At 52.7% G+C, this 21381-nt stretch carries 16 protein-coding genes and 4 pseudogenes; 3 read left to right on the plus strand and 17 right to left on the minus strand.

Features of this window, described 5'->3' with window-relative positions; translation table 11 throughout:
- Positions 1-21 precede the first annotated feature (21 nt).
- The 9 genes and pseudogenes from ACI7RC_RS22635 to ACI7RC_RS22675 all read right to left on the minus strand — a co-directional run bounded on the left by ACI7RC_RS22635 (position 22) and on the right by ACI7RC_RS22675 (position 8157).
- On the minus strand, positions 22-594 hold the full coding sequence (locus ACI7RC_RS22635; RefSeq protein WP_408110459.1) for an alpha/beta hydrolase: 573 nt from the start codon (positions 592-594) through the stop codon (positions 22-24).
- Positions 591-1619 (minus strand): alpha/beta hydrolase-fold protein, encoded by a 1029-nt coding sequence (locus ACI7RC_RS22640; RefSeq protein ID WP_408110460.1) that lies wholly within the window; start codon positions 1617-1619, stop codon positions 591-593. The genes ACI7RC_RS22635 and ACI7RC_RS22640 overlap by 4 nt, the downstream gene beginning before the upstream one ends.
- 42 nt (positions 1620-1661) lie before the next feature.
- Entirely contained in the window at positions 1662-2684 is a 1023-nt protein-coding gene (locus tag ACI7RC_RS22645) for a FecCD family ABC transporter permease (RefSeq protein WP_408110461.1), read from the minus strand.
- Positions 2677-3138: pseudogene (locus ACI7RC_RS22650) on the minus strand (FecCD family ABC transporter permease); the annotation flags it as partial. The pseudogene ACI7RC_RS22650 and the gene ACI7RC_RS22645, both read right to left, overlap by 8 nt.
- A 1-nt stretch (position 3139) precedes the next feature.
- A pseudogene (locus tag ACI7RC_RS22655) lies at positions 3140-4111 on the minus strand (ABC transporter substrate-binding protein); the annotation flags it as partial.
- Between the two features lie 105 nt (positions 4112-4216).
- A complete protein-coding gene (locus tag ACI7RC_RS22660) occupies positions 4217-5035 on the minus strand; it encodes an ABC transporter substrate-binding protein (RefSeq protein WP_408110462.1) in 819 nt (272 codons plus the stop codon).
- The gene (locus ACI7RC_RS22665) at positions 5032-5877 is read right to left on the minus strand and encodes a helix-turn-helix domain-containing protein (RefSeq protein WP_408110463.1); all 846 of its coding nucleotides are present in this window, start codon (positions 5875-5877) and stop codon (positions 5032-5034) included. The genes ACI7RC_RS22660 and ACI7RC_RS22665 overlap by 4 nt, the downstream gene beginning before the upstream one ends.
- A gap of 149 nt (positions 5878-6026) precedes the next feature.
- Positions 6027-6830, minus strand: coding sequence for a phospholipase D-like domain-containing protein (locus ACI7RC_RS22670; RefSeq protein ID WP_019123079.1), 804 nt, complete (start codon positions 6828-6830; stop codon positions 6027-6029).
- Between the two features lie 166 nt (positions 6831-6996).
- Positions 6997-8157 carry an iron-containing alcohol dehydrogenase gene (locus ACI7RC_RS22675; protein ID WP_408110464.1) on the minus strand — a complete coding sequence of 387 codons (1161 nt, stop codon included), beginning with the start codon at positions 8155-8157 and terminating at the stop codon, positions 6997-6999.
- Positions 8158-8395: 238 nt separating this feature from the next.
- On the opposite strand from ACI7RC_RS22675, the pseudogene ACI7RC_RS22680 reads away from it, so the two are divergent.
- A pseudogene (locus ACI7RC_RS22680) lies at positions 8396-8587 on the plus strand (hypothetical protein); the annotation flags it as partial.
- Here the strand turns inward: ACI7RC_RS22680 and ACI7RC_RS22685 are convergent.
- On the minus strand, positions 8559-9425 hold the full coding sequence (locus ACI7RC_RS22685; RefSeq protein ID WP_408110487.1) for a LysR family transcriptional regulator: 867 nt from the start codon (positions 9423-9425) through the stop codon (positions 8559-8561). The pseudogene ACI7RC_RS22680 and the gene ACI7RC_RS22685 sit on opposite strands and share 29 nt — an antisense overlap.
- A 146-nt stretch (positions 9426-9571) precedes the next feature.
- Here ACI7RC_RS22685 and ACI7RC_RS22690 point away from each other — a divergent pair, with 146 nt between their 5' ends.
- The gene (locus ACI7RC_RS22690) at positions 9572-10162 is read left to right on the plus strand and encodes a DJ-1/PfpI family protein (protein WP_019123082.1); all 591 of its coding nucleotides are present in this window, start codon (positions 9572-9574) and stop codon (positions 10160-10162) included.
- A 129-nt stretch (positions 10163-10291) separates the two neighbouring features.
- Here ACI7RC_RS22690 and aspA read toward each other — a convergent pair.
- Positions 10292-10565 (minus strand): annotated as a pseudogene (gene aspA / locus ACI7RC_RS22695) (aspartate ammonia-lyase); the annotation flags it as partial.
- A 241-nt stretch (positions 10566-10806) separates the two neighbouring features.
- Between aspA and ACI7RC_RS22700 the strand changes: the two are divergent.
- A complete protein-coding gene (locus tag ACI7RC_RS22700) occupies positions 10807-12744 on the plus strand; it encodes a sigma-54-dependent Fis family transcriptional regulator (protein ID WP_408110465.1) in 1938 nt (645 codons plus the stop codon).
- 52 nt (positions 12745-12796) lie between these two features.
- Here ACI7RC_RS22700 and ACI7RC_RS22705 read toward each other — a convergent pair whose 3' ends face one another.
- From ACI7RC_RS22705 to ACI7RC_RS22730, 6 genes are all read right to left on the minus strand, one after another.
- Positions 12797-13303: an acetone carboxylase subunit gamma gene (locus ACI7RC_RS22705; protein ID WP_408110466.1), complete on the minus strand. Its 507-nt coding sequence runs from the start codon at positions 13301-13303 to the stop codon at positions 12797-12799.
- A gap of 28 nt (positions 13304-13331) precedes the next feature.
- Positions 13332-15611, minus strand: coding sequence for a hydantoinase B/oxoprolinase family protein (locus ACI7RC_RS22710; RefSeq protein ID WP_408110467.1), 2280 nt, complete (start codon positions 15609-15611; stop codon positions 13332-13334).
- Between the two features lie 46 nt (positions 15612-15657).
- The gene (locus ACI7RC_RS22715) at positions 15658-17799 is read right to left on the minus strand and encodes a hydantoinase/oxoprolinase family protein (RefSeq protein ID WP_408110468.1); all 2142 of its coding nucleotides are present in this window, start codon (positions 17797-17799) and stop codon (positions 15658-15660) included.
- A 314-nt stretch (positions 17800-18113) separates the two neighbouring features.
- Positions 18114-18707 (minus strand): sulfite oxidase-like oxidoreductase, encoded by a 594-nt coding sequence (locus ACI7RC_RS22720; protein WP_408110469.1) that lies wholly within the window; start codon positions 18705-18707, stop codon positions 18114-18116.
- 164 nt (positions 18708-18871) lie between these two features.
- Positions 18872-20665 carry a methyl-accepting chemotaxis protein gene (locus ACI7RC_RS22725; protein ID WP_408110470.1) on the minus strand — a complete coding sequence of 598 codons (1794 nt, stop codon included), beginning with the start codon at positions 20663-20665 and terminating at the stop codon, positions 18872-18874.
- A 251-nt stretch (positions 20666-20916) separates the two neighbouring features.
- Complete coding sequence (locus ACI7RC_RS22730; RefSeq protein ID WP_408110471.1) at positions 20917-21273, minus strand: hypothetical protein; 357 nt, start codon at positions 21271-21273, stop codon at positions 20917-20919.
- Between the last annotated feature and the right edge of the window lie 108 nt (positions 21274-21381).

A 21381-nucleotide genomic window follows, 5' to 3' on the forward strand; every position in this document is an offset into this window, starting at 1 on the left:
TACCCCGACCAACTTCCTCGTCTACGAAAAGTCAGATTGAACGGAAACAGCCCTCCTCCCGAATAAAAAGTGCAGCGCTCTGCTGATCAAAGGAGGAATAACCGACACGTGGCCCTCTCCCTCGAATTCGTGGAATGCAAGCCTCAACCCATTCGTTTGATAAGCATGCAGCAATTCATATACCCGCTTCGCGTCCTCAACCATACCCGGCTTCTCCTCCGAGCCGACTCCGATGAGCACGTCAGCCTGGATCTTCCCACTCAGCAAACGGGCTTCAAACTCCTGCCAGCGCCGCAGCAAGCTGTGATTTTTCCACCAGACAGAAGGGCTTCCGGCGATATACGAGCGAAAGGAACCAGGGCTGGCAAACAGGACATTCAAAACGAACAATCCCCCGAGCGAGTGGCCAAACAGCGCCTGGCGGGCGCGGTCGATCGGATACTGCCCTTCAATAGCCGGCTTTAGCTCTTCTTCCATAAAAGCGAGAAAAGCTTCCGCTCCTCCTGTCTTTGGCCATGCGGAGCCGTCCGACCGCCGCGGCAGTTCCGACACATCCGCCTGTTCGGTATAATCGTAAAACCGCTGAACGGTCACAATCGGTTCCGCGGAATCGTAACCGTCGCCACGATCACAGCCTGTTCGATGCCATGCGGCCCGCGGGCCTGCAGCCGCATCGCTTCGGTCAGCGAGCCGAAGGACGCATTGCCGTCGAGGACATAGAGAATCGGATACCCTTCAGGCGGTGCCGGCGTATCGGGAACAGAGACGAAAATCCGGTATTCGCGACCGGTGTTTTTTGCCCGCATGGCAAACTGCCTTGTGCCGGGAATGGCGTATTTCGCTGTTGCGGGCCAAACCGGCGCGACAGCGGAAGCAGGTTCGCGCTCCGGCGGGAACAACCACTGCAAGGCGGCTGGAAATTGCTTGATCATATAATAGGCATCGTGCGTTCCTCCCTCCTCCAACACAAAGCGAAGCTGCTCGCCCGGAAATCCTTGCTCGAGCCACAATGACCGAACTTGCTTGTTGTAATGAACCATTTCCTTTTGCATATTTTGCTTATGGATGCCTTCACAGCTTCCGACAGACATGAACACCCGCAGGTGTTTTGCAGGCGGCCCTTGTTCCATTATGTACTCCATGACTCCCTCATTCCAGAGTGAAGCGGACAAGAGACCGATCCGACCAAACGTGTCGGGACGCCAGTAACCGGCGAACAGGGAGATCAAGCCCCCCAGCGACCCGCCGATCATCGCCGTATGGCTGGCATCCCGTTTTGTTCGAAACCTCTCGTCAATGTACGGTTTCAGCACATCCGCCACCTCATCCACATAAGTGCGCCCTTTACCGCCAAAGGAGGAATTGCCTTCACGCAAGGCATCTGCCATCCAAGGCGTATACTCATCATTTCGCTGGTGCGGCTTGATTCCGATCAGAATGAGTTCAGCCAGCTTCCCCTGCGACACCAGATGCGCCAACAAATTGACACAATGGGTAAATAAATACCCGCCATCCTGCACGTAAGCGACCGGATAGCGATCTTCCGTTGCAGAATAAGAGGGCGGTACGTATACCACAACCTGCCTTCCATAGACCGTAAATCTCTGAATCGTATCCACTATGCTCACCGTCTCCCTTTCTGCCTGATCTGCTGGTTTTGCCTATCTGGATCTCATCAACAAATAGATAAAGTACGGCACTCCGATCATCGACACGACGATCCCGACTGCCAGCTCAGCCGGAGCAAAAACCGTTTTGCCGATCAAATCGCCAATCACGACCATCGCCGCCCCGGCCACACCGCTGACCGCAACGATATCGCGATGTCTTACCCCTACCAACCGTTTCGCAAGATGAGGCGCGATCAGCCCCACAAAGCCGATACTGCCGGACACGGCAACACTGGCGCTGATGATCCCGATGCTGCAGAGCAAGAGCACGTTCTTTTCCCGTTCGACTGCGACGCCCAAACTGATCGTCGTCGCTTCCGCAAGCTGAAACAAGTCCAAGATGTGCGCCCGAAGCCAAATGATCGGGACCAGGATGATCAGCCAGGGCAGCATCGCCGCGACAAACTTCCAGTTCGCGCTGTAAATGCTCCCGGCCAGCCACACTACCGCCATCTCAAAATCCCGCGGATTCATCTTGAGCGAGGCGTACATGGTAATGGCGCCAAAACCGGACGAGATGGCAATCCCGACCAGAATCAGCCGCTGGGAGTCAAGTCGGCCCTGATGGCGCGCGAACAGGTACACGAGCGCGGTGGCTCCGATCCCTCCGATCAGTCCGAACAGCGGCATCGCCATCGCGCCCAGCCAGCCAATCCGGGTTTGGCTGCCTTGAAACAACAGCATAAACAGAACGATGGCCATGCCGGCTCCCGCGTTAATGCCCAAAATCCCGGGATCAGCCAAACCGTTGCGGGTGACTCCTTGAATGACGGCCCCGGCCACGCCAAGCGCAACACCGACGAACCCGCCGAGCACGATGCGCGGCAGCCGAAATTGGAAGATGACCCAATCGTGGTCGGCCGTCGGCTGGATGGGCAGGAGCGTCCGAAGCACATCGAACACCGACATGTCAAATGAACCGTTCGTCAGTCCCAGATAGACGGAAAGGGCAATGAGCCCGCCCCCTGCGGCGAGAACCGCCCAGAGTCGCGATACCTGCGGAGAACTACGCATGCCTGCCGCCCCCCCTTGTTTTGATCAGATAGAGAAAGCAGGGAACGCCGAACAGAGCCGTCACGACACCGATCGGGGTCTCGAACGGATAGTTGAGAAAGCGGGCGATGATGTCGCACAGCGCCAAAAACAATCCGCCGAGCAAAGCCGCAACAGGGATGATCGCCCGGTAATCGACTCCGGCCAGAAACCTTGCAATATGCGGGATGATCAAACCGACAAAGGCAATTTTCCCGGCCAAAGCGACAGAGACGCCCGTCAAAATGACGACGGACAGCAGTGCCAGAGCCTTGACCCATTTTGTCCGTTGGCCGAGACTGGTCGATATCTCGTCTCCAAGAGACATCACGGTAACCGATTTGGACAAGCCGATAGCCAGCGCCAAACCGATGACGGCGAACGGGATGGACAGCTGGATCAAGCCGGGATCCAGCTGATGGAGGCGAGCGTTGTACGCGGGATAAATGGTCTACCAAGCCCTTCAGGAATGCGATTTTGCTGTAGCTTGTGCCACCTTGCGCCAGCGGGTCGACGATATTCACAAAGGCGTTATTGTTTTTCAGCGCATTGACGTTCTGGAAGATGGGGTTGCCCTGCAGAAGCTCCAGCGCGTCCGGCATCTCCTTGTTTTCGTCCGGAGAGAATTGAATGAACAAGTAATCCGGGTTCATCTCCGCGAACTTCTCCACCGAAATCTCTTCCTGCGCTTTGGCGGCTTTCACCTCGTCGGGCACTTGCAAACCCAGATCGCCGTACAGTACCGGATTGAAAAATACGCTTTCCGGATACAGGTACATCGCACCGCCGCGAATCCTCACGGCCACTACTTTTTTATCCTTCAGCTTGTCGCCCAGCTTCTCTTTCGCCGACTCCAATTGCTTTTTGTACTGTTCGATGACTTGTGCAGCCTGTTCCCGCTTTCCGCTGAGTTCGCCCAGCAAAAGCAGGTTCGCTTCCCAATTGGTCGAAATGTGCGAGTAGGGAATCGTTGGCGCTATGCGCTGCAGCTTTTCCGCCACTTCCGGTTTGAATTTCGAAGTGCCGAGAATCACATCCGGATGCAGAGACAAAATCGTTTCAAAATTCGGCTCTGTTTTCTCGCCGATCGATACCGCTTCTCCCGTAATCGACTCGAACAACGACGGAAAGACGCCGGAAAACGTAATCGCCCCGACCGGTTTTACTCCCAGCACGACGGCATCTTCCATCGCTTCGACAGCACCTGTGATGACGATGCGCTCCGCGCTGCTCGGCACTTCATATTCCTTGTCCAAATACTTGACAATCTTCGTTTTCGGAGCCGGCTCCCGTGCAGATGGATTGGCTTCGCTGACGGCGGCGGAACCGACACTCTTATCGCTGCTGCCGCAGCCAGCCAGCATCAACATGAGTATCAGCATCCACGATACGATCGCTGTCTGTTTCATTTTTGCAATCTCCTCTCCCTCTCTAAAACCTTTAATGATAATGATTATCATTATTGATTATAAATAAGGAGCCTATCATTTTTCCATGGACAAATTCCAGAATCATCATAGACGATCTCCGGAAAAAAGCCGCAGCGATTCGTCCAGCATTCGGTCCAATGCCGCCGGCGAATACTCGCGCCACGGCTCCGAACCGATCTGGCGCAGCCTGTTCTCCCGTACTACCCGCAATGACAGCCAGTCAGAAGATTGGCGAAGCCGTTTCCACCCTTCCAGCGTCTTCGCTTCCTTGCAGACAAGCAGCAAGATATGATCAGCACTGCTTGCATCCAGCTGCTCCAGTGCAAGCGGAAGGTTGAACGGGGCTGCTTTCTGTGGATAGGACGACCTTAGGCCCAGCGACCGGTAAAGCACCTCCTGTATGCCAAGGTTGCAGTGGGCAAAAAACTGTCCATGGTACAGGCGCAACGTCAACACTGTCGTCCGGCTGAACAGAGGCTGAAAGTTCGCTCGTGCTGCCGCCGCCTTGCACTCAAATGCGGAAATCCAGCGTTCCGCTTCCGCTTCTTCGCCCAGGAACGCGGCAACCTCTCGTAACTGCCGCTTCCATCCCAAATGGTCTCCCGGCATCTCGTACAATTTTCCGATCGCCCCAAGCTGCTCCTTCTCCCACGCCTCCAATCCTGCTGGACAAAGGATCAGCTCAGGGCGGGCTTCGGACAGCTTGTCCAGATTTTCCGCTTTGTGGTAATTTTGGCGGTAAGCGTTGAGCTGCACGGGAATTTCTGTGCCGAGTTGATCGTAATAGTAACCCGACCATTTCGGGTGAAGCGGCGCCGCATAAGGGATGACATGAAGCGGCAGCAAATACCCGATCAGCGCTGCCGAACCGTAGACAGCAACCTTGTGCTGCCGCTTCTTCATGTATGCCGACGCGGCAATCCAAATTCCTTTTTAAACTTGCGGCTGAAGTAAAATTCGTCACGGTAGCCCACTTCGTGTGCAATATCCCGCATCAATCGATTCGAGCGAAGCATCAGCTTCTTCGCCTTGGTCAGTCTGATCTGCGTCAAAAGGTCAAGTGCGCTCACACCGTATGTTTTTTTGAACAAATCGGCAAAGTATTTGGGACTAATCCCGGTAATCGCAGCCAACCGCTCGACCGTCAGATGGTCGGCAAAGTGCTCCTCCAGGTAGTTTTTCGCTCGTTCAAGCCCATGGCGCGTATCTTTACCCGGCTTGTGACGGGCAGCAGCCGCTATCTCATGAAGAAATTCCAGACAGTGAAGCTGTCCGCGCCAGCGGATGAGCGGGTCGCCGCTTTGACTGTGCTGGTGCATCAAACGGCACAGTGCAGCCAGTCTGCCAGCGGGGGCGACCTGACATTCGCCATCAGGCGGCAGCAATTCGCCCGCTTGGACGGCTTGCAGCTTTGTCCGGCTCGAATCGGCTTCCTCAAACAGGCTCAAGCGGACAATCGCCAGGGAAATATCGTCGCTTCCTGCGGCGAAGACGCCGAACGTGCTGTGCGGCGGACAGATGTAAACCGTATCTGGATACATGCGGCAGACCTTTGATTCGCGCTGCAGCTTCCCATCGCCGCCCAGAAGAACAAGACAGACATAAGAATCGGTCAGCTGCTGCTCCAATCGAAAACCGCTGCTTCCGGCAACGATTTCGACATCCCAAAGCTTTGCCGTTAACCGGCTAAAATCGAACGGGGGCACTTCCTCTCCGGTCACCCGGCCGTTTGTGTCCAAGGTCATGGTTTTGTCACCTCGCAAATATTGATAATGATTTTCATTATTGACATCAATATAGCAGAGTTCTTTCTGTATGAGCGAAAAAAAGCTGTCCCGAAAGCAGTTATCGTTAAACACTACTTTCGGGACAGCCATTCTTTACCTGACCTCTGTCAATTCTTCGGTTTTCTGTACCCCGCCTTTTGCGCCTCCTCTTCTGTGCAAAAATACTCGACATTGGCTGTCGTTTGGTCGTATGACGGGCTTCCAGGCAGATGATAGATTTTCGAATTCTTGTTTCCTTTTATCTTCGGAACGAGGCAGCCGGCAGTCGGCTTTTCATCCGCTGTTTCCTCCGCATCATCGGATGCCGCCGCCTCATTGGCACTGGGCACACTCGTATCCTGAGCAATCCGCAGTTCGATCGATTCAAACGCGTCCTGGTCGTTCCACATGTTTTCAAACTGTTGGGAGAAGGCTTTCGCGACAGTCTCATCACGCAATACGACGAGCACTTCATCGTTCACCGTACTGGCCGCCTTCGAGTAGTTAAACGACCCGGTCGTGGCGATTTTCTGGTCGGCGACCACCATTTTGAGGTGCATCAAGCCGTTGTGGGTGTTGATCTTCGTCGGGATTCCGGCGCTGCCGAGGATTTTGAGCGCCGATGTTTGCGATTTCCCGCCCAGCTGCTGCTTGTCGGTGATGACCCGAACGTTCACACCCCGTTTTTTGGCGTCCCGGATCGCGGCGACGACGTCTGGGTGAGTCAGGCTGTAGATCGCGACATCCAACGATGCTTGCGCCGAGTTGATCACGTCAATCAGCAGCTTCTCCGGATGCTGCTTTGCCTGGGTAAACGCCCATTCGATTTTGTTATCGGCCGTTTTCGTTACGGAAGCTGGCTCCCCCAGCGCCGAACAACCAAACATGAGGACTGTACACAGCAATACGATCGACCATAAAAACTTTTTCATTGTTGTCTTCCCTTTCGTTGTATCCATACTTTCCTATTTTACCTCATGGCAACAAAAAGGAAAATCCTCCGGCGTATGCAGCGGATATTTCGCTGGCTGAACGAACTGATCTGGGTGGTTGATTCCTATACCAACACCATCCGCCAACTCCAGAATAAAACGTTTCTTACGAGCGATACGCCTGCTCAAGGATAAACAGGTAATCATCCGCCGTAACCGTCCGCACGTTGCTTGGCGTTGAACCGTTGCGCAGGGAGAGTTCCACGATTTTCGGAAAATCCTCTACGCGGATGCCCGGCAGATCCTTCAGCTTGGGGATGCCCAGGCTGTCCGTGAAGGCTTCGATGCCGTCAATCAGCTTTTCGACCGCGAGCTCGTCCCCGTCGGAATCCCCGGCAAAACCCATGTACCGCGCCAGCCTTGCGTGCATCGGCTTGTTTTCGGCGGCGTTGTACCGAAGGACATGCGGCAAGAACACCGAATTGGCGACCCCGTGCGGAGTATCGTACAGTCCGCCAAGCGCTTCCGCCAGACAGTGAACAGCCGCTACGTCGGCAGACCCAAAACAGAGACCGGCGAGCAGACTGCCCTCCAGCATGTCATAGCGGGCCGCTTCGTTCCGGCCATCGGCATATGCAGCCGGAAGCGCGGAAACGATCTTTTGCATTGCACGGGCGCCGAGAGCTTGCGAGATCGGATTGGTCACCCTGCAGGTATACCCCTCGATCGCGTGAACCAAGGCGTCGACACCGGTGGCAGCGGTGACGGAAGGCGGAACGCTGAACGTCAGGGCGGGATCGAGCACAGCCAGCGTTGGGCGCAGGGCAGCGTGCTTGAGCGTCATTTTCCGGTGGCTGGACGACTCGGTGATGACGGCAGAGCGAGTCACTTCCGAGCCAGTCCCGGCCGTAGTGGGAATGCAAATGATCGGAGCGATGTTGTCATAGGGAAGCCTGCCGTCCGCGTAATCGGCCGGGGTCCCGCCATTTGGCCCGCACAGCGCGATCGTTTTCCCTGTGTCCATCGCGCTGCCCCCGCCGATGGACACCACCATGTCAGCCGCTGCGTCACGAAACACTGCCGCCCCCGCCAAGCATTCCGTATCCCGCGGATTTTGGCTGAGCGACGCAAACAGTGATACGCTGAACCCCGCCTCCTCCAAGGCAGTCTGGATCGGAGCGACCAATCCCGCTCGGATAACACCGGGGTCGCTGACCAGCAGGACAGATGAGCCCGTCTGCAAGGAGCGCAGCAGCTGCGGCAGTTGGAGAGCTTTGCCCATTCCCATCTCAATGCGTGTGGAACAATCGTAGCTAAATGAATTCATCTGATTTCCTCCCGACTTTTACTGGCTTGTGTAGTTTCATCATACAAGCTGGGATCGGGGTATACCACAAAAACAGCGCAAATTTTTTGCAATTTCACTCATGAAGATCACGGTTTCATGCATCCCGGCTTTTCGAAACATGGATAAAATTCCCGTAAGAACCCGCGAACCCCTTGCAAACGATAGCCGAGAGCCGCTTCAACAGCCAGGCGGCCCCTGTGGTTTGCGCAACAATTTGGATATCGGGAGGATGCTTGGCCGCTTCCACATGTCGAAAACGGCTTACGGAACGAGACTGCTGCGCATCAACAAAGAAAAGGGCTGGTTGGTGCCTCCCCCGCTTCATATGCCAACGCCGGAACACTTTCCCAGCTGCCGCCAAAGAGGTGGGGATTGCCCGTTTACCGTTCCGCCAAGACGTATTCGATAAATTTCCGATGCGCCGGGGACAGCCATTTATTTTTATGGTAGACCATCTGGGCCAAAAACAGCGGTTCTTTGTCCCGGCAGCCTAATTTTTTTACCTTTTGCTCCCTGAGCAATGCCTCCGCGCGAACTGCGGGCACCAAACTGATCCCCAATCCGTTGGCCACGCACTGTTTGATCGCTTCCATGCTGGAAAACTCCAAATGGTTCGAGGCATCAATCCCTTTATCCAGCAAAAACCGCTCAAAATAACGGCGCAGCGAGCAGTCCTTGCCGCTGAAAATGATACACTCCCCGTCTGCTTCTTCTATGTTTGCAATGTCCAGGTTTACTCCGCCGATAAAGACGAGCGGTTCCTCCGAAAAGACCTCCGCAATCAAATTGGGGTCATTCACTTTCGGTTCCAGCACGATCGCAATATCCAATTCCCCCGAATGGAGCCGCCTTCGCAGATGGACGCAATCGTCTTCGATACAGGAAATATTTACCTCAGGATAATTTTGTTTATACGACGACAGAACAGAGCCCAACCTGCAGATCATCATGGTTTCAGAAGCACCGATGCGAATATCGCCGGTCACCATCTCGCCGACTGCCGACAAATTTTTGATTTTTGAATACGTGGTCAACAGATCTTCTACATAGGGGTACAATTCCTGGCCAATTGCAGTCAGTTGAATTTTCTTTCCCAGCCGGTCAAACAAGGGAACACCCAGTTCCGCTTCAAGCTGATGGATATGGGAAGTAATGGTGGCCTGGGAGTACTGAAGGGCTTGGGCAGCCTTCGTAAAGCTGTTTACATCGACAACGGTTTTAAAGGTTTGAAATTGGCGAATGTCGATTGGGACTCCCTCCCCTTCACTTGGTTATGATTAGATTTTCCAAAGTACATGATCAGAACTTTCAATTTTACTAATACGTACATTCTATCATATGATCTCTGTAGTACCGGTACTGCAAAAAATGCAAAAGACTGGGAGTTGACGAAATGAAAAAAGTTTGCTTGCTGCTGCCAAATGGCTTTGAGGCCGTCGAGGCGAGTGTATTTACAGATGTGATCGGTTGGAACAAAGCTGAGGGCGACGGCTCAACCGAACTGGTCACGGTAGGGACCCGGAGAGAGCTGACCTGTACGTTTTATTTTACCGTGATTCCTGAAAAAGTGCTTGACGAAGTGGACGCAGATGAATTTGACGCCTTGGCCTTGCCGGGTGGGTTCGAAACCGCAGGCTTTTACGACGATGCGTTCAGAGAAGATGTCCTCGAATTTATCCGCGCCTTCAATCGCCAGGGAAAAGTCATCGCCTCCATCTGCGTCGGTGCGCTGGCGCTTGGAAAAAGCGGCATTCTGAACGGGAGAAACGCTACCACATACAACCTGAACGGCCAACTCAGACAGAGACAGCTGGCTGAAATGGGCGCAAATGTCATTGCCGATCAACCGATCGTTGTAGACAAAAATATCATTACTTCTTACAACCCCTCTACTGCCTTCGATGTGGCTTTTGCGCTTCTGGAGTCGCTTACTTCCCGTGAAAATACAGAGCATGTAAAACGGCTCATGGGGTTCATCCGCTAACACCCTTGAGCCTTCCAAGCCGGGTGATCTCTGCTGCGTCAGCACAGCAATCGGAAAATGTATTTTATGTTCGGGGCATCCCGGCAGCCGTAGACAGCTAAGAGATGCCCCTGCTCCTTTTAAAGAAGCCTATTTTTTGTATAACAATGCTTCACCTGCAATCCCGGGAAGAGTCATTTCATAGGGATCTAAAATGAAGTCCAGCTCTTCCTCGGTCAAGACACCGTTTTAAGCATAATTCCCGTACGGATTGACCACTAAGAATTGCTTCCCTCGCTATTCGCGCATCAGCTTTATAACCTAGATGCGGATTCACTGCCGTAATAATGCCTACACTTCTTTCCACATCATTGGCAAGCTTGTCTTCATTTGCTTCAATACCGCTCAAACAGTATTCGGTGAAGACATTAGCAACAGCAGTTGTTGCAATCCCATTGCCAATGAGATTTGTGATCATTGGTTTTGGACAGGAAACTACCTGGCCTTACCCGTGTAAAGGATTTTTTTGTGCAGCGGACCGTTTTATACTGAAAATTGTGATATTTACGAATAATTAGAAATAATTAATGCAGCTCTAATAAATTTTGGTATAATATATAAAGTCGGCTATTGCATGAAATATCGCCTTTTTTGGGGGGGGAGTTATGGCCAATCCACATATAGCTATTCACTCAATCAACCATATTCAAAAAAAGATGGAGATGCTTGAGGACATGTGGAATCGCTTTGTTTTTGAAAAGCACGATCCGCAACAAATGAGGTTGCATGTATACCGATCGTGGAAGCGCTGTCAAGAGATAGGCGTCAATCCTCACCAAAAGCAAGCACCCATCGTAATAACTGACGATCAATTGGTAGACTGGCACAAGCAGTCTCACCTTTACCACCTTTCGCGCTCCATCCTGCAAGATTTGGCCAGGCAAATCGAAGGCACCCTTTATCTCATCACCCTCTGCGACAGTAAAGGAAGGATTCTTCACCTGCATGGAGAACGCCGGATATTACAAAAAGCAGAACTCATGAACTTCGTGATCGGTGCTGACTGGAGCGAGATATCTGCCGGGACTAACGCGATTGGGACCGCCATCGCGGAAAAGCAACCGATCCAGATTTTTTCTTACGAGCATTTTTGTCAAGGAGCCCATCCCTGGATCTGTTCAGCCGCCCCGATACATGATCCGTTGTCCGGACAGTTGTTGGGAGTGATTGATTTAACCGGCCCCTCCGATCTTGCCCAACCCCATTCCCTGGGAACTGCAGTCATGACCGCCAAATCAATCGAGCAGCGATTTCAGGAAACCGCCCGGGAAACGCTTCATCATCTGCAAGCACGTTTCAATCAGGTAACGCATAACCGGTACCATGAGCCGATTGTGCTGCTGGACGAGGCGTTACAAGTGGTTGAGGCAACCCCCAAAGCCTTGTCCCTTTTGCAGTTGGAAAAGAGGCGAATGCTTTGGTCCCTTCCTGAAATGGAGCCTCTGAAAATTGCCTTGTCAAGCCTCGGCGATACGCAATCCGAAATGTATCTTCCTTCGCGGCAATTGAAAGTTTCGATTGGGAGTGTATTCAAAGAACGGAAAAGGGTCGGTTTCTTACTGCATTTCCATAAACCGTCTCCTGTATCGTCAACCTCACCGATACCAGCCGATCATTGGACTCACATCATTGGCGAATCAAAAGCATTGAAAAACATCTTGTCCAAGAGTCAAGTGGTAGCCGCAAGCAATGTCCCGATTTTACTCACGGGAGAAAGCGGTACCGGAAAAGAACGTTTCGCACGGGCAATCCACTGGGCAAGCCCACGCCATCGGAGGGAATTCCTCGCGATTAACTGCGGGGCCATTCCAAAAGAATTGATCGCAAGCGAAATATTCGGATACGAGGCCGGTACCTTTACGGGAGGAAATCCTAACGGAAAAAGAGGAAAATTCGAAGAAGCGGATGGCGGAACGTTATTTCTCGATGAAATCGCGGAAATGCCGTTAGATCTGCAAGTTTACCTGCTGCGTGTATTGCAGGAAAATGAGATCGTCCGCCTTGGTTCGTCCAAACCGATTCCTGTCGATGTACGCATCATTGCTGCTACGAATCAAAATCTGGAGCAACTCGTCCAGGCAGGAAAATTCCGCTCCGATCTTTATTTCCGGCTGAATGTGGTACAACTTGCGCTTCCGCCGCTGCGGGAACGAGGCGATGATGTCCTCCGGTTGTACAACCACTTTGTACAAAACTTTGCGGAAAAACACGGCAAGCGAGTGACAACCACAGAGGATGACGTGTTGGCTTTCCTGCGCGACTACCATTGGCCGGGAAACATCCGGGAACTGGAAAACGCGGTCGAGCACGCTGTCCTGTTTGCCGACCGGGAACGCATTCAATTGTCGGATTTACCCAGTTATTTGCTCCGGTCAAACGTGACCAACCGATCGATGACACCCTTGGAACAGGAAGAGAAACGGCTGCTCACGCAATTATTCCAGGAAACAAAGGGAAACCTGTCGGAAATGGCGCGGCGCTGCAACATCGCACGCTCAACACTGTACAGAAAACTAAAAAAGTACAACATTGGTGTAATGTAGGCACACAAAAAGCGATGATCTGAAACAGACCATCGCTTTTTGTCTGTTGGCGCTACCCCATGTTCGGTTGCGGCACCGGACGTCCGAGCCATTCTTCGTAAAACGCGTCAATGTCGGGCTCGAAGTCTTTGATGACCGGGTACCAGGGAGTGACGTTTTCCACCTCCAACTGCCCCCCGCAGGACGGGCAGTAATATTCCCGAATCACCTGCCATTCCGGATCAGGAGCCAACAGTTTGGGATAGAGTTCCTCCAGTTTCTCTGCCGTATCCCTGACGTAAATCAGGGCATGCAGTTTCCAGTTGTCCCGGTAGTCGCAGAATTCATGTCCGCAATCGCACTTTACGATGCGGTCGCCGTTTTCTTTCAGCACGATGTACAAGTGCAAGCCGGCCGGGAGGAGAATCCGCTCCTTCCACTGCACCCGCTCCTGTAATATACCGAGATAGGTGTCAAACCGATCGGGATCTTTAAAACTGGAGAGCATCTCTTTCAGTTTGTGAAAATCGATCGTGCCGTCAATCAGTTCTTCAACCGTCCGCTTGTCGTATTTGGCCATTGGTTCAACCTCCTTGCCTCTCGTCTCTTTATTGGATTTGCTTGTGGGCTCCAAATACCGGTATTCCCAATTCACTTTCCTTGATGATCCAATCTTTCGGCAGATCCCAGAAATTACAAAAATGTTTGGCGAATTTTTCACTCAAGGCAAAGCTGCTTGCATACATGTGACGAACTTGAATGGCCGCCTCTTTGTGCAAAATCTTCTCCCGTTCCTGCTTCATCCAGTCACGCGTGGGCTTGCCTCGGTGGATCCGCTCTTTTCTAATTTCGGCTCGGCGTTGTTCGGTCTTCGCTTCATCGATCACCCAACGGCCGTTTTGATCCTGCGCAATAACAGCACCGTACACTTTTTCCGCATAAGCTGGCAATAAATGGCCTTCGTTGAGGTCGGCTTCGACCGCTTTCGCCTTACGCTCGAGCGGATCGCCAAAACCAGGGCCACCCCGCAGGTAATTCAGATACAAGTCGTAATTCTCGAAAATCTCCTCGGTTGTGATCGCTTGCTTGTCACGCTTGATTTCTCTCGCTTTGATCAGTTTTTCATATCGCGGATTAGCGGGATCTTGATCTCCGCCCAACGGCAAAGGCAGTTTCTCTTCGATCAATTCTTTGAGATTGGTGCCATGTGCTTCAAAGCGATACCCCGATGCGGCCGGATAGCCCCCCATCAAGCCGCAATCGCTGCTCATGTAGCCATTGCCCATGAAGAACATCGTCCAGTCCTTGGCTCCCCACACCATCCGTAATGTTTCGTACCCGTTGCCTCCCCGGTATTTGCCGTATCCGCCCGTATTCGGCTTGATCGAACGTCCGAGGTATAAGAGCGGTTCGGCCAGCTCCCAAATTTCCATATCTCCCATATCCCCTTCGGGGTTCCACACCGCAGCAGCATGATCGATACCATCCTTGACAGCGCTTGCACCGACGCCTTCGGCTGCCGATTCAAAGCTGTTCACCGCATGGTTTTCATTGAACTGGTTGTACCCGCCACCCTGCAGCCAGTTGCTGGTGTTCGCGTTCCCTGCGTTCACTTCTTCCAGATAGCCACGGGCAAAATAAGTTCGACTCAATGACCGCCATAGCGGGCTCCAAGCGGATACGAGGAAGTGCCAGGCGTAACTGTGGGCGGTGCGGATATCGTCGGGGTTCAGCCAGGAACCGTAAGGCAATCCAAACCTACTCGCATAGTAGGCTCCGTCGTTGACCCGGTCGTTCGGGATCAAGGTCTGAGAGAGCATCACCCAGATTCCGCTGGTAATCGAGACAGTCGTCGCGTTATAGCTGTGCCAGCCCCAGCGGTTAGCCCCTTCAAAGTCGATTTCCAATTTTCCGTCCCCGTAAATCGTCATTTCGGACGGGGCGTGCATGATGGTGTTCACGCGTGCATACGGCGGCACATCCAGATTTTTATAGGGAACGTCAACGAACGAAACGCCGCGATAGGTACCGGGAATGGTCATCGACTTCAGCTGGTTGATAAACCCCCGGCGGCCATCCTCAATCACTTCCCGGATAAACTGTCGATATGTCTCAATGCCTTCCTCTTTGATGATCTGTAACACCAGGTCACGAATCATATGGCAACCGGCGACACGAGTCCGTTCATCCAACAGCCAGTATTTGGTGGTACGGACGGAACGCTGGCTCTCAATCAGCCAATCCTTTAGCAATTGGTCGTTTTTGCCGATTTTTCGGCAGGCCACTTGATATCCGTCATCGTATCGAGTCACTGGCCCGACCGTCATGCTGCCGGGAGCCGTCGCGCCCACATCGATCACATGGGTAACACCGCCCACCCAGCCTACCAGTTCATCTTCGTAGAAGATCGGTACGATCGTGTGTACGTCGCAAGGATGGACATTCCCAATCTGGCAGTCGTTGTTGCAAAAGATGTCTCCCGGTTCGATTCCCGGGTTTTCTTCGTAGTCGTTTTGGATCATGAACTTGATCGCAGCACCCATCGTTCCCACGTGAATGATTATGCCCGTGGAGGTTACGATGGAATCCGCTTCCGGCGTGTACAAGGTAAAACACAATTCCCCTTCTTGTTCGACGATTGGGGATGCGGCCACCCGCTTGGCCGTCTCACGGGCATGGACCACACCGCCGCGCAGCTTTGCAAAAATTTTCTCGTAGCGAATCGGCTCCGATTTCTTGAATGGCAATTCCTCTAATCCGGCGTAATGACCAGTCTCCCGGCTGAGCCGATCGATTTCCTCTCTCATTTGTTTCAGCGTTTTTCCTTGAAAGCCGATAGAACGGCGGTTTCTGTTTTGAATTTCTTTTTCCGTCTGTGCGTTTGCCATTTTCAATCCCTCCTCCCTTTTCTCAAAACCCGGCGAACTGTTTCCACTACCTGGGTTCCTTTAGATGGAAAATACGATGGCGATCCAGGTATGTCTCATAACCCGGCGGAATCACAAACGTGGTAGCGGACGATTCGACAATGGCAAACCCTTTAATACGGTTCCCCGCTTTCAATTTTTCCATTTCCCAGATGTCTGCCGTTGTCCACTTCCCTTTCCAATACACTGGACGGACGCCCAAATGCGCCTCCGCCGGAGGTTTTTCACCGCTCAGCGGCTCTTCCGGAATTTTCGGCTTGGGCACTTCAACGATTCCTCGAACAATCGCCCCGGTCACCGAATAGCCAAGCTCGGGAGAGCGAGCAGCTTTCGCATACACGCGGCCATACGTTTCTTCAAAGGCTTCAACTAGTTCCTTCCAATCCTGTACCGTGCGCAACGAGTGGATCGGGGATTCGATTTCCAGATCGTTTAATTGTCCCTGATACTGCATTCGGAAGTAGAATCGGAATTTGACTTGGGCGCGTGGAAAATTGTTCTTCTCGAACTCGTCGGCCACTTTCTCCATCAGTTCTTGCCATGATTGCTGCAGCTCGCTGATCGCGGACGATGTTTCCTGCTCTTGTTGGAATGCGCTTACATTGATGTCAAGCGTTTTGTCATAGCGGTATTCGAAATCGGCAGCCCCGCATCCGAAGGCGGAAAATCCTGCAGCCCAGGCCGGTACGAGAATATTTTCGAATCCGAGTCCTTTGGTGTAGCCGGCGGTATGAAGCGGCCCGCCCCCGCCGTATGAGAAACAAACGTACTGGGACGGCGAATAGCCCTTGCCGAGGATCATCGACTCCAGGTAATTTCGAAGCTGTGACTCCAAAAGATCGATCACCCCGTAGGCAGCGTCCTCCACCGTCAGCCCCAGCGGATCGGCAACTTGTTCCTTGATCGCCCGATAGGCTCTCTCCGGATACAGTTTTACCTCCCCTCCCAGGAAATTGTCAGGATTGATCAGTCCCAGCACAACGTGGCAGTCAGATACGGTTACGGTTTCAATGCCGCCCGCCGGATTGCATACCCCTACTCGGTATCCGGCGCTGTCAGGTCCCAGTGTGATCGACTTGAAGTTGGGGTCAATCCGGACAAAGCTGCCGGCTCCGGCCCCTACCGTATCCATCGCGACCAACGGCAGAGACAATACCAGGCGGGCCATGTCCGGACTGGTATTAATACTCAAATCCCCCTGCGTGATCAAAGCCATGTCAAAACTGGTACCCCCAATGTCCGAACAAGCGATATTCCGTATTCCCAGGTGCTCGCCCAAATATTTGGCCCCGACAACTCCGCCTATCGGACCCGACACCAGCGTCCGTGCCAATTCATTCGCCTGGAAGCTGATGGTGCCGCCATGGCTGGCCATAACCCGCAAGTCGAATTTGGCCCCTTTTTCCTTGATCCGCTTGTCAATCTTCGATAGTGTTTCTCGGGATGGGTCGGCCGCATATGCCTCGATAATGGTGGTATTGGTCCGGTGCGACTCTTTACGCAGTGGATAGTAGTCAACCGAAGCGAAAACCGGTACCTCCATACCTCTTTTTTTCATAATCTCCTTTGCCATGTCGCGAACTTTGCGCTCATGGGCAGGATACCTGTAGGAATGGAGGAAACTGATGACGATCGCCTCCACCTGCTGATCCAAGAGATCGACTACAGTTTGTTCCACTTCATGTTCATAAAGCGGAATCACCACATTTCCAAACAAATCGACCCGTTCTGTAACCCCTCGTGTCAAGTTTCTCGGCACCAGCGGAGGATCGTACCGGTGTGTATTCAGATGCAGACGGTCCGAATACGAGTACCCGAGATACGCCTGGATCGCTCTTCCCATGCGGTGAAAATCTTCCATACCCTTGTTGACAATCAGCCCGACTCGGCGACCTTTCCTGGAAACCAAGCGATTCAGCATCGCCGTTCCAGAATAAACACCCGCCACCAGATGGGGAAAAGCCTCTTCCACCGTGGTCTCCCAGTAGGAAAGGGCATCGTGCGCCGAGTTCAGGAGGCCGATTGATTCATCATCAGGTGTGGATTGTGCTTTGCCAACCACAAAATCCCCTTTGTCGTTGATGATGAAGGTGTCAGTCATGGTGCCTCCGGCGTCGATAGCCAGAATTTGCGCATTTACGCTTGCCATGTAGTGAATCATCTCCCTTCAATCGATATTTTTTCACAAGAGAAACGGCTCTTGCTGCATCTACATATAAGCACAAACGATGCCAGCAACTTACCGCCGACCTCGATTGCCTGAATGCATTGCTCAACGAGGATTTCAGCAAGGCCTCTTCCTCTTTTTTGGGAGAATGATTGTATCGATTCGCTACAATTGTAGCACTACACCGGTGAAAACGTTGACTTGGCCCAGGCAACATTCATGTAGCAAAATAAAAACTGCCGACAGGTACTTTGTCGACAGTTTGAAAGGGACGAAAACGCCCCTTTCTGATGGTATTAATCCCAAGCAAATCTTTGTTCTTTCCACGGACTTCCATACATATGATACCCATTCTTCTCCCAAAAGCCGGGCTTATCCTGCTCCAAAAACTCAATCCCCCGCACCCATTTTGCGCTCTTCCAGAAGTAGAGATGCGGGATGACGAAGCGCAGCGGATAGCCGTGGTCGGGTGTCAGCGGTTCGCCGTTATGCTTGAAGGCGAACAGGTTGCCGGGGGTGAGGAAGTCTGCAAGCGGCATGTTGGCCGTCCAGCCATGCTCGGCGTGGAGCAGGACGTACTTGGCTTCCGGCTTCACCTTAGCCAGCTTGGCGATCTCCTCAGCGGCGATCCCCTCCCACTCGTTATCCAGCTTGCTCCAGCCGGTCACGCAGTGGATGTCATTTTGGACGGAAGTCGTGGGCAGTTTCATCAATTCTTCATAAGACAGGGTCACTTCATTCTCTACCAAGCCAAAAATCCGAAATGTCCAGTCGGTCAGATCTTTGTATTCTGGAACGTCTCCATAGTGGAGGACCGGAAAGCCGGTTGTCACTTTTTGATTGGGCGGTACCCGCTTTTCCAGCTCAGCGGTAGACTTATTTACAAACATGTACAGGTCTCCTTTCGCATGATGTTTGGCACGCCGCTCTGATCTGATTCATCAGTCTACCCCTTTCTTATCATATCCAGAGGCAGGGCGCAAGCAGCAAACCACCAAAAAAACAAACCCTTGCCAAGGCAAGGGCTGTGTCGCCATACGATTGCAGTTTGCTTCTACACGGTAAATTGCTGCAGTTCCTTCTCCACTTTTTCCGCTTCTTGCCGCAGTTGTTCCGCTGCCTTCTCGAGCATAGCAAACGAGTTGCGCTGTTCGTGCGTGGAGGCAGCCACCTCTTCGGCCCCGGCAGCTGTCTGCTCGCTCACACTGGCGACCGTAAACATATTGCTGCGCATCTCTTCCTGCTTCTGATCGATATCTTGGACGGACAGGGTAAGCCGCTTGGCAGATTCTTGGATATCATTGATGTATCGGGCGATTTCCCTAAACTGCTTGCTCACCCGATCAAAGGAAGCCGTCTGTTCGCTGATCACGCCCTGCATCCCGTTCATCGCACCGACGGAGTGGTTGATGTTTTCGCTGATATCCCCGAGCAATGCGGAGATTTCCTCTGTGGATTTCCGCGATTGTTCGGCCAGCTTGCGCACTTCGTCCGCTACGACGGCAAATCCCCGTCCATGCTCGCCGGCCCGGGCAGCCTCGATGGCGGCATTGAGAGCCAGCAGGTTGGTCTGATTGGCGATATCGTTGATCAGTTGGATGATTTCATGGACTCGCATCGACTTTTCCTGCAAGTCTTTAATCTCCGCAACCACATTGCCCACCGATTGATCGCTTTGGGCGACGGACTGTTCCAGTTCCTGAATTTGTGTCAAACCGTTTTGGCTCGCCTCGTACGTGCGAATGCTGACCCCTTCCATCTGCCCGGCATCCCGCTTCATCTCGGCAAGCAGACGGGAGACATCCTCGACCAGCCGCAAGCTTCCGTCGATTTCCTGTGCCTGCGTGGTAGAGCCGGAGGCGATCTCCGTGATGGCTCGCGCACTTTCGTCAAGCTGCTGGCTGCTGGTCTGCGTATAGGCTGCGACCTGATCGGAGTTTTTCCGCACCAGTTCCACATTGTCCCGGAACTGCCTCAGCAGTTGTCTGACAGATGTCACCATGTGATTAAAGCTGTTGGACACGTCGGTCATCTCATCGCGGCCTGTCGCCTGCAATTCGACCAGGTAGTCCCCGGAGGCAACGCGTTCCAGTCCATTTCGCAAATGAAGAATCCGCCTGGTCAGGCTTCTTGAGAAGAAGAAGGCGAGTGCCAATCCCGCGATGATGGAAACAGCTTCGATAATGATCGTGTTTTTGGCAATCCCCTGTCTTGCCAGGTGAGACATAGCCCGCAGATCGACATCAATCCCGAGTACGCCGATGAACTTTCCGCTTTCGTCAGCCACGCTCCGATACAGCGAAATCCGGTTGGAACGGGTATTGGTATCGTATTCGGTCTCCGACCAGGAGATCGCTCCTTCACCCTGTTTGGCCTGATGATACCACGGTTCTTTTTTCGGGTTTAAAAAGACGAAATTATCGTTTCCATTGATCGGACCGGGATAGAACGCCCCCTCATCCGTCGCCAGGAAGACACGCAGCAGATAAGGATTCTCGGTCACAACCTTTGTAAAAGCGGTATTCAGGTACTGCGTGATCTCCGGTTTGTTAGCCCCGGGAAGGTTGGGAAATTGCACCGAGACGGCTCCCGCATTGATTTTGCTGAGCTGAACGTCTTTCGAGGCCGCTATGCCGTTCAGCAATCTCTCCAAGGCGGCGAACTGCTTGGCGATCCCCGGAGAGCTCTCGGTTAACTCATCCTTTGTCCCCACTAAAACCGACGTCTCCATAATTTCCGTCTGCATATAACTAATTGTTCCAAGCGTCATGACCGGTACGACAATTAATACCGTAAACATCAACATCAGTTTTACGCGTAATCCGAACAGCCGAAACCTCTTACCCATCATACATTCCTGCCCTCTTGTTAATTGAAATGATTGCGTCTTATGAGATATTCTTTTCCCTTACGTTCCTGCACGTAAACTACTTTTTTTCACAGCTTGGCAAAGAAGGCCTTCGTCCTGTACAAAAAGAAAAAAACGGGCCAGCTTTACGCTGCCCGTTGAACAGGAGGGAGTATGAACTTTCGAATAGAAGCCAGCCGTGCCATCTCTCCGGCTTCGTCGGAGATTTCATTCATTCATTCATTCATTCATTATTGACCTGACGGGTTGGATGTACCTGGGGTTTCAGGTGCAGGTGTGCTTGAACTATCCGTAGATTGGTCGGCCGATCCGGTGCTGTCGGAAGTAGACTGATCAGGTGTGCTTGCACTGTCACCTGATTGGTCAGCCGATCCAGAGGTCTCAGATGTAGACTGATCAGGTGCAATTGAAGTGTCAGAGGATTGACCGCTGTCCTGCCCCGTAACAGATTGATCCGCCGGGGTTCCAGTGTCGCCTTGTTCGGTTTGGGTAGCGGGTTCCGGCGCGTCCGTCGTGGAGGAACAAGCTACCAAGCTTCCCGAAAGCAACAATGCTGCTGCGCTGAGGAAAAACCATTTTTTCTTCATGAAAAACTCCCCTTTCGTTTTACTCAGCTTCGTGACCTGTTCTCTGTCACACTCTTAGGATAACGGGGGAACATAACCATTCTGTGAGTAAAATCGAAAAAAACCATG

It is taken from the genome of Brevibacillus sp. B_LB10_24, from assembly GCF_046036945.1.
In the GTDB taxonomy this organism is placed as follows: Bacteria; Bacillota; Bacilli; order Brevibacillales; family Brevibacillaceae; genus Brevibacillus_C.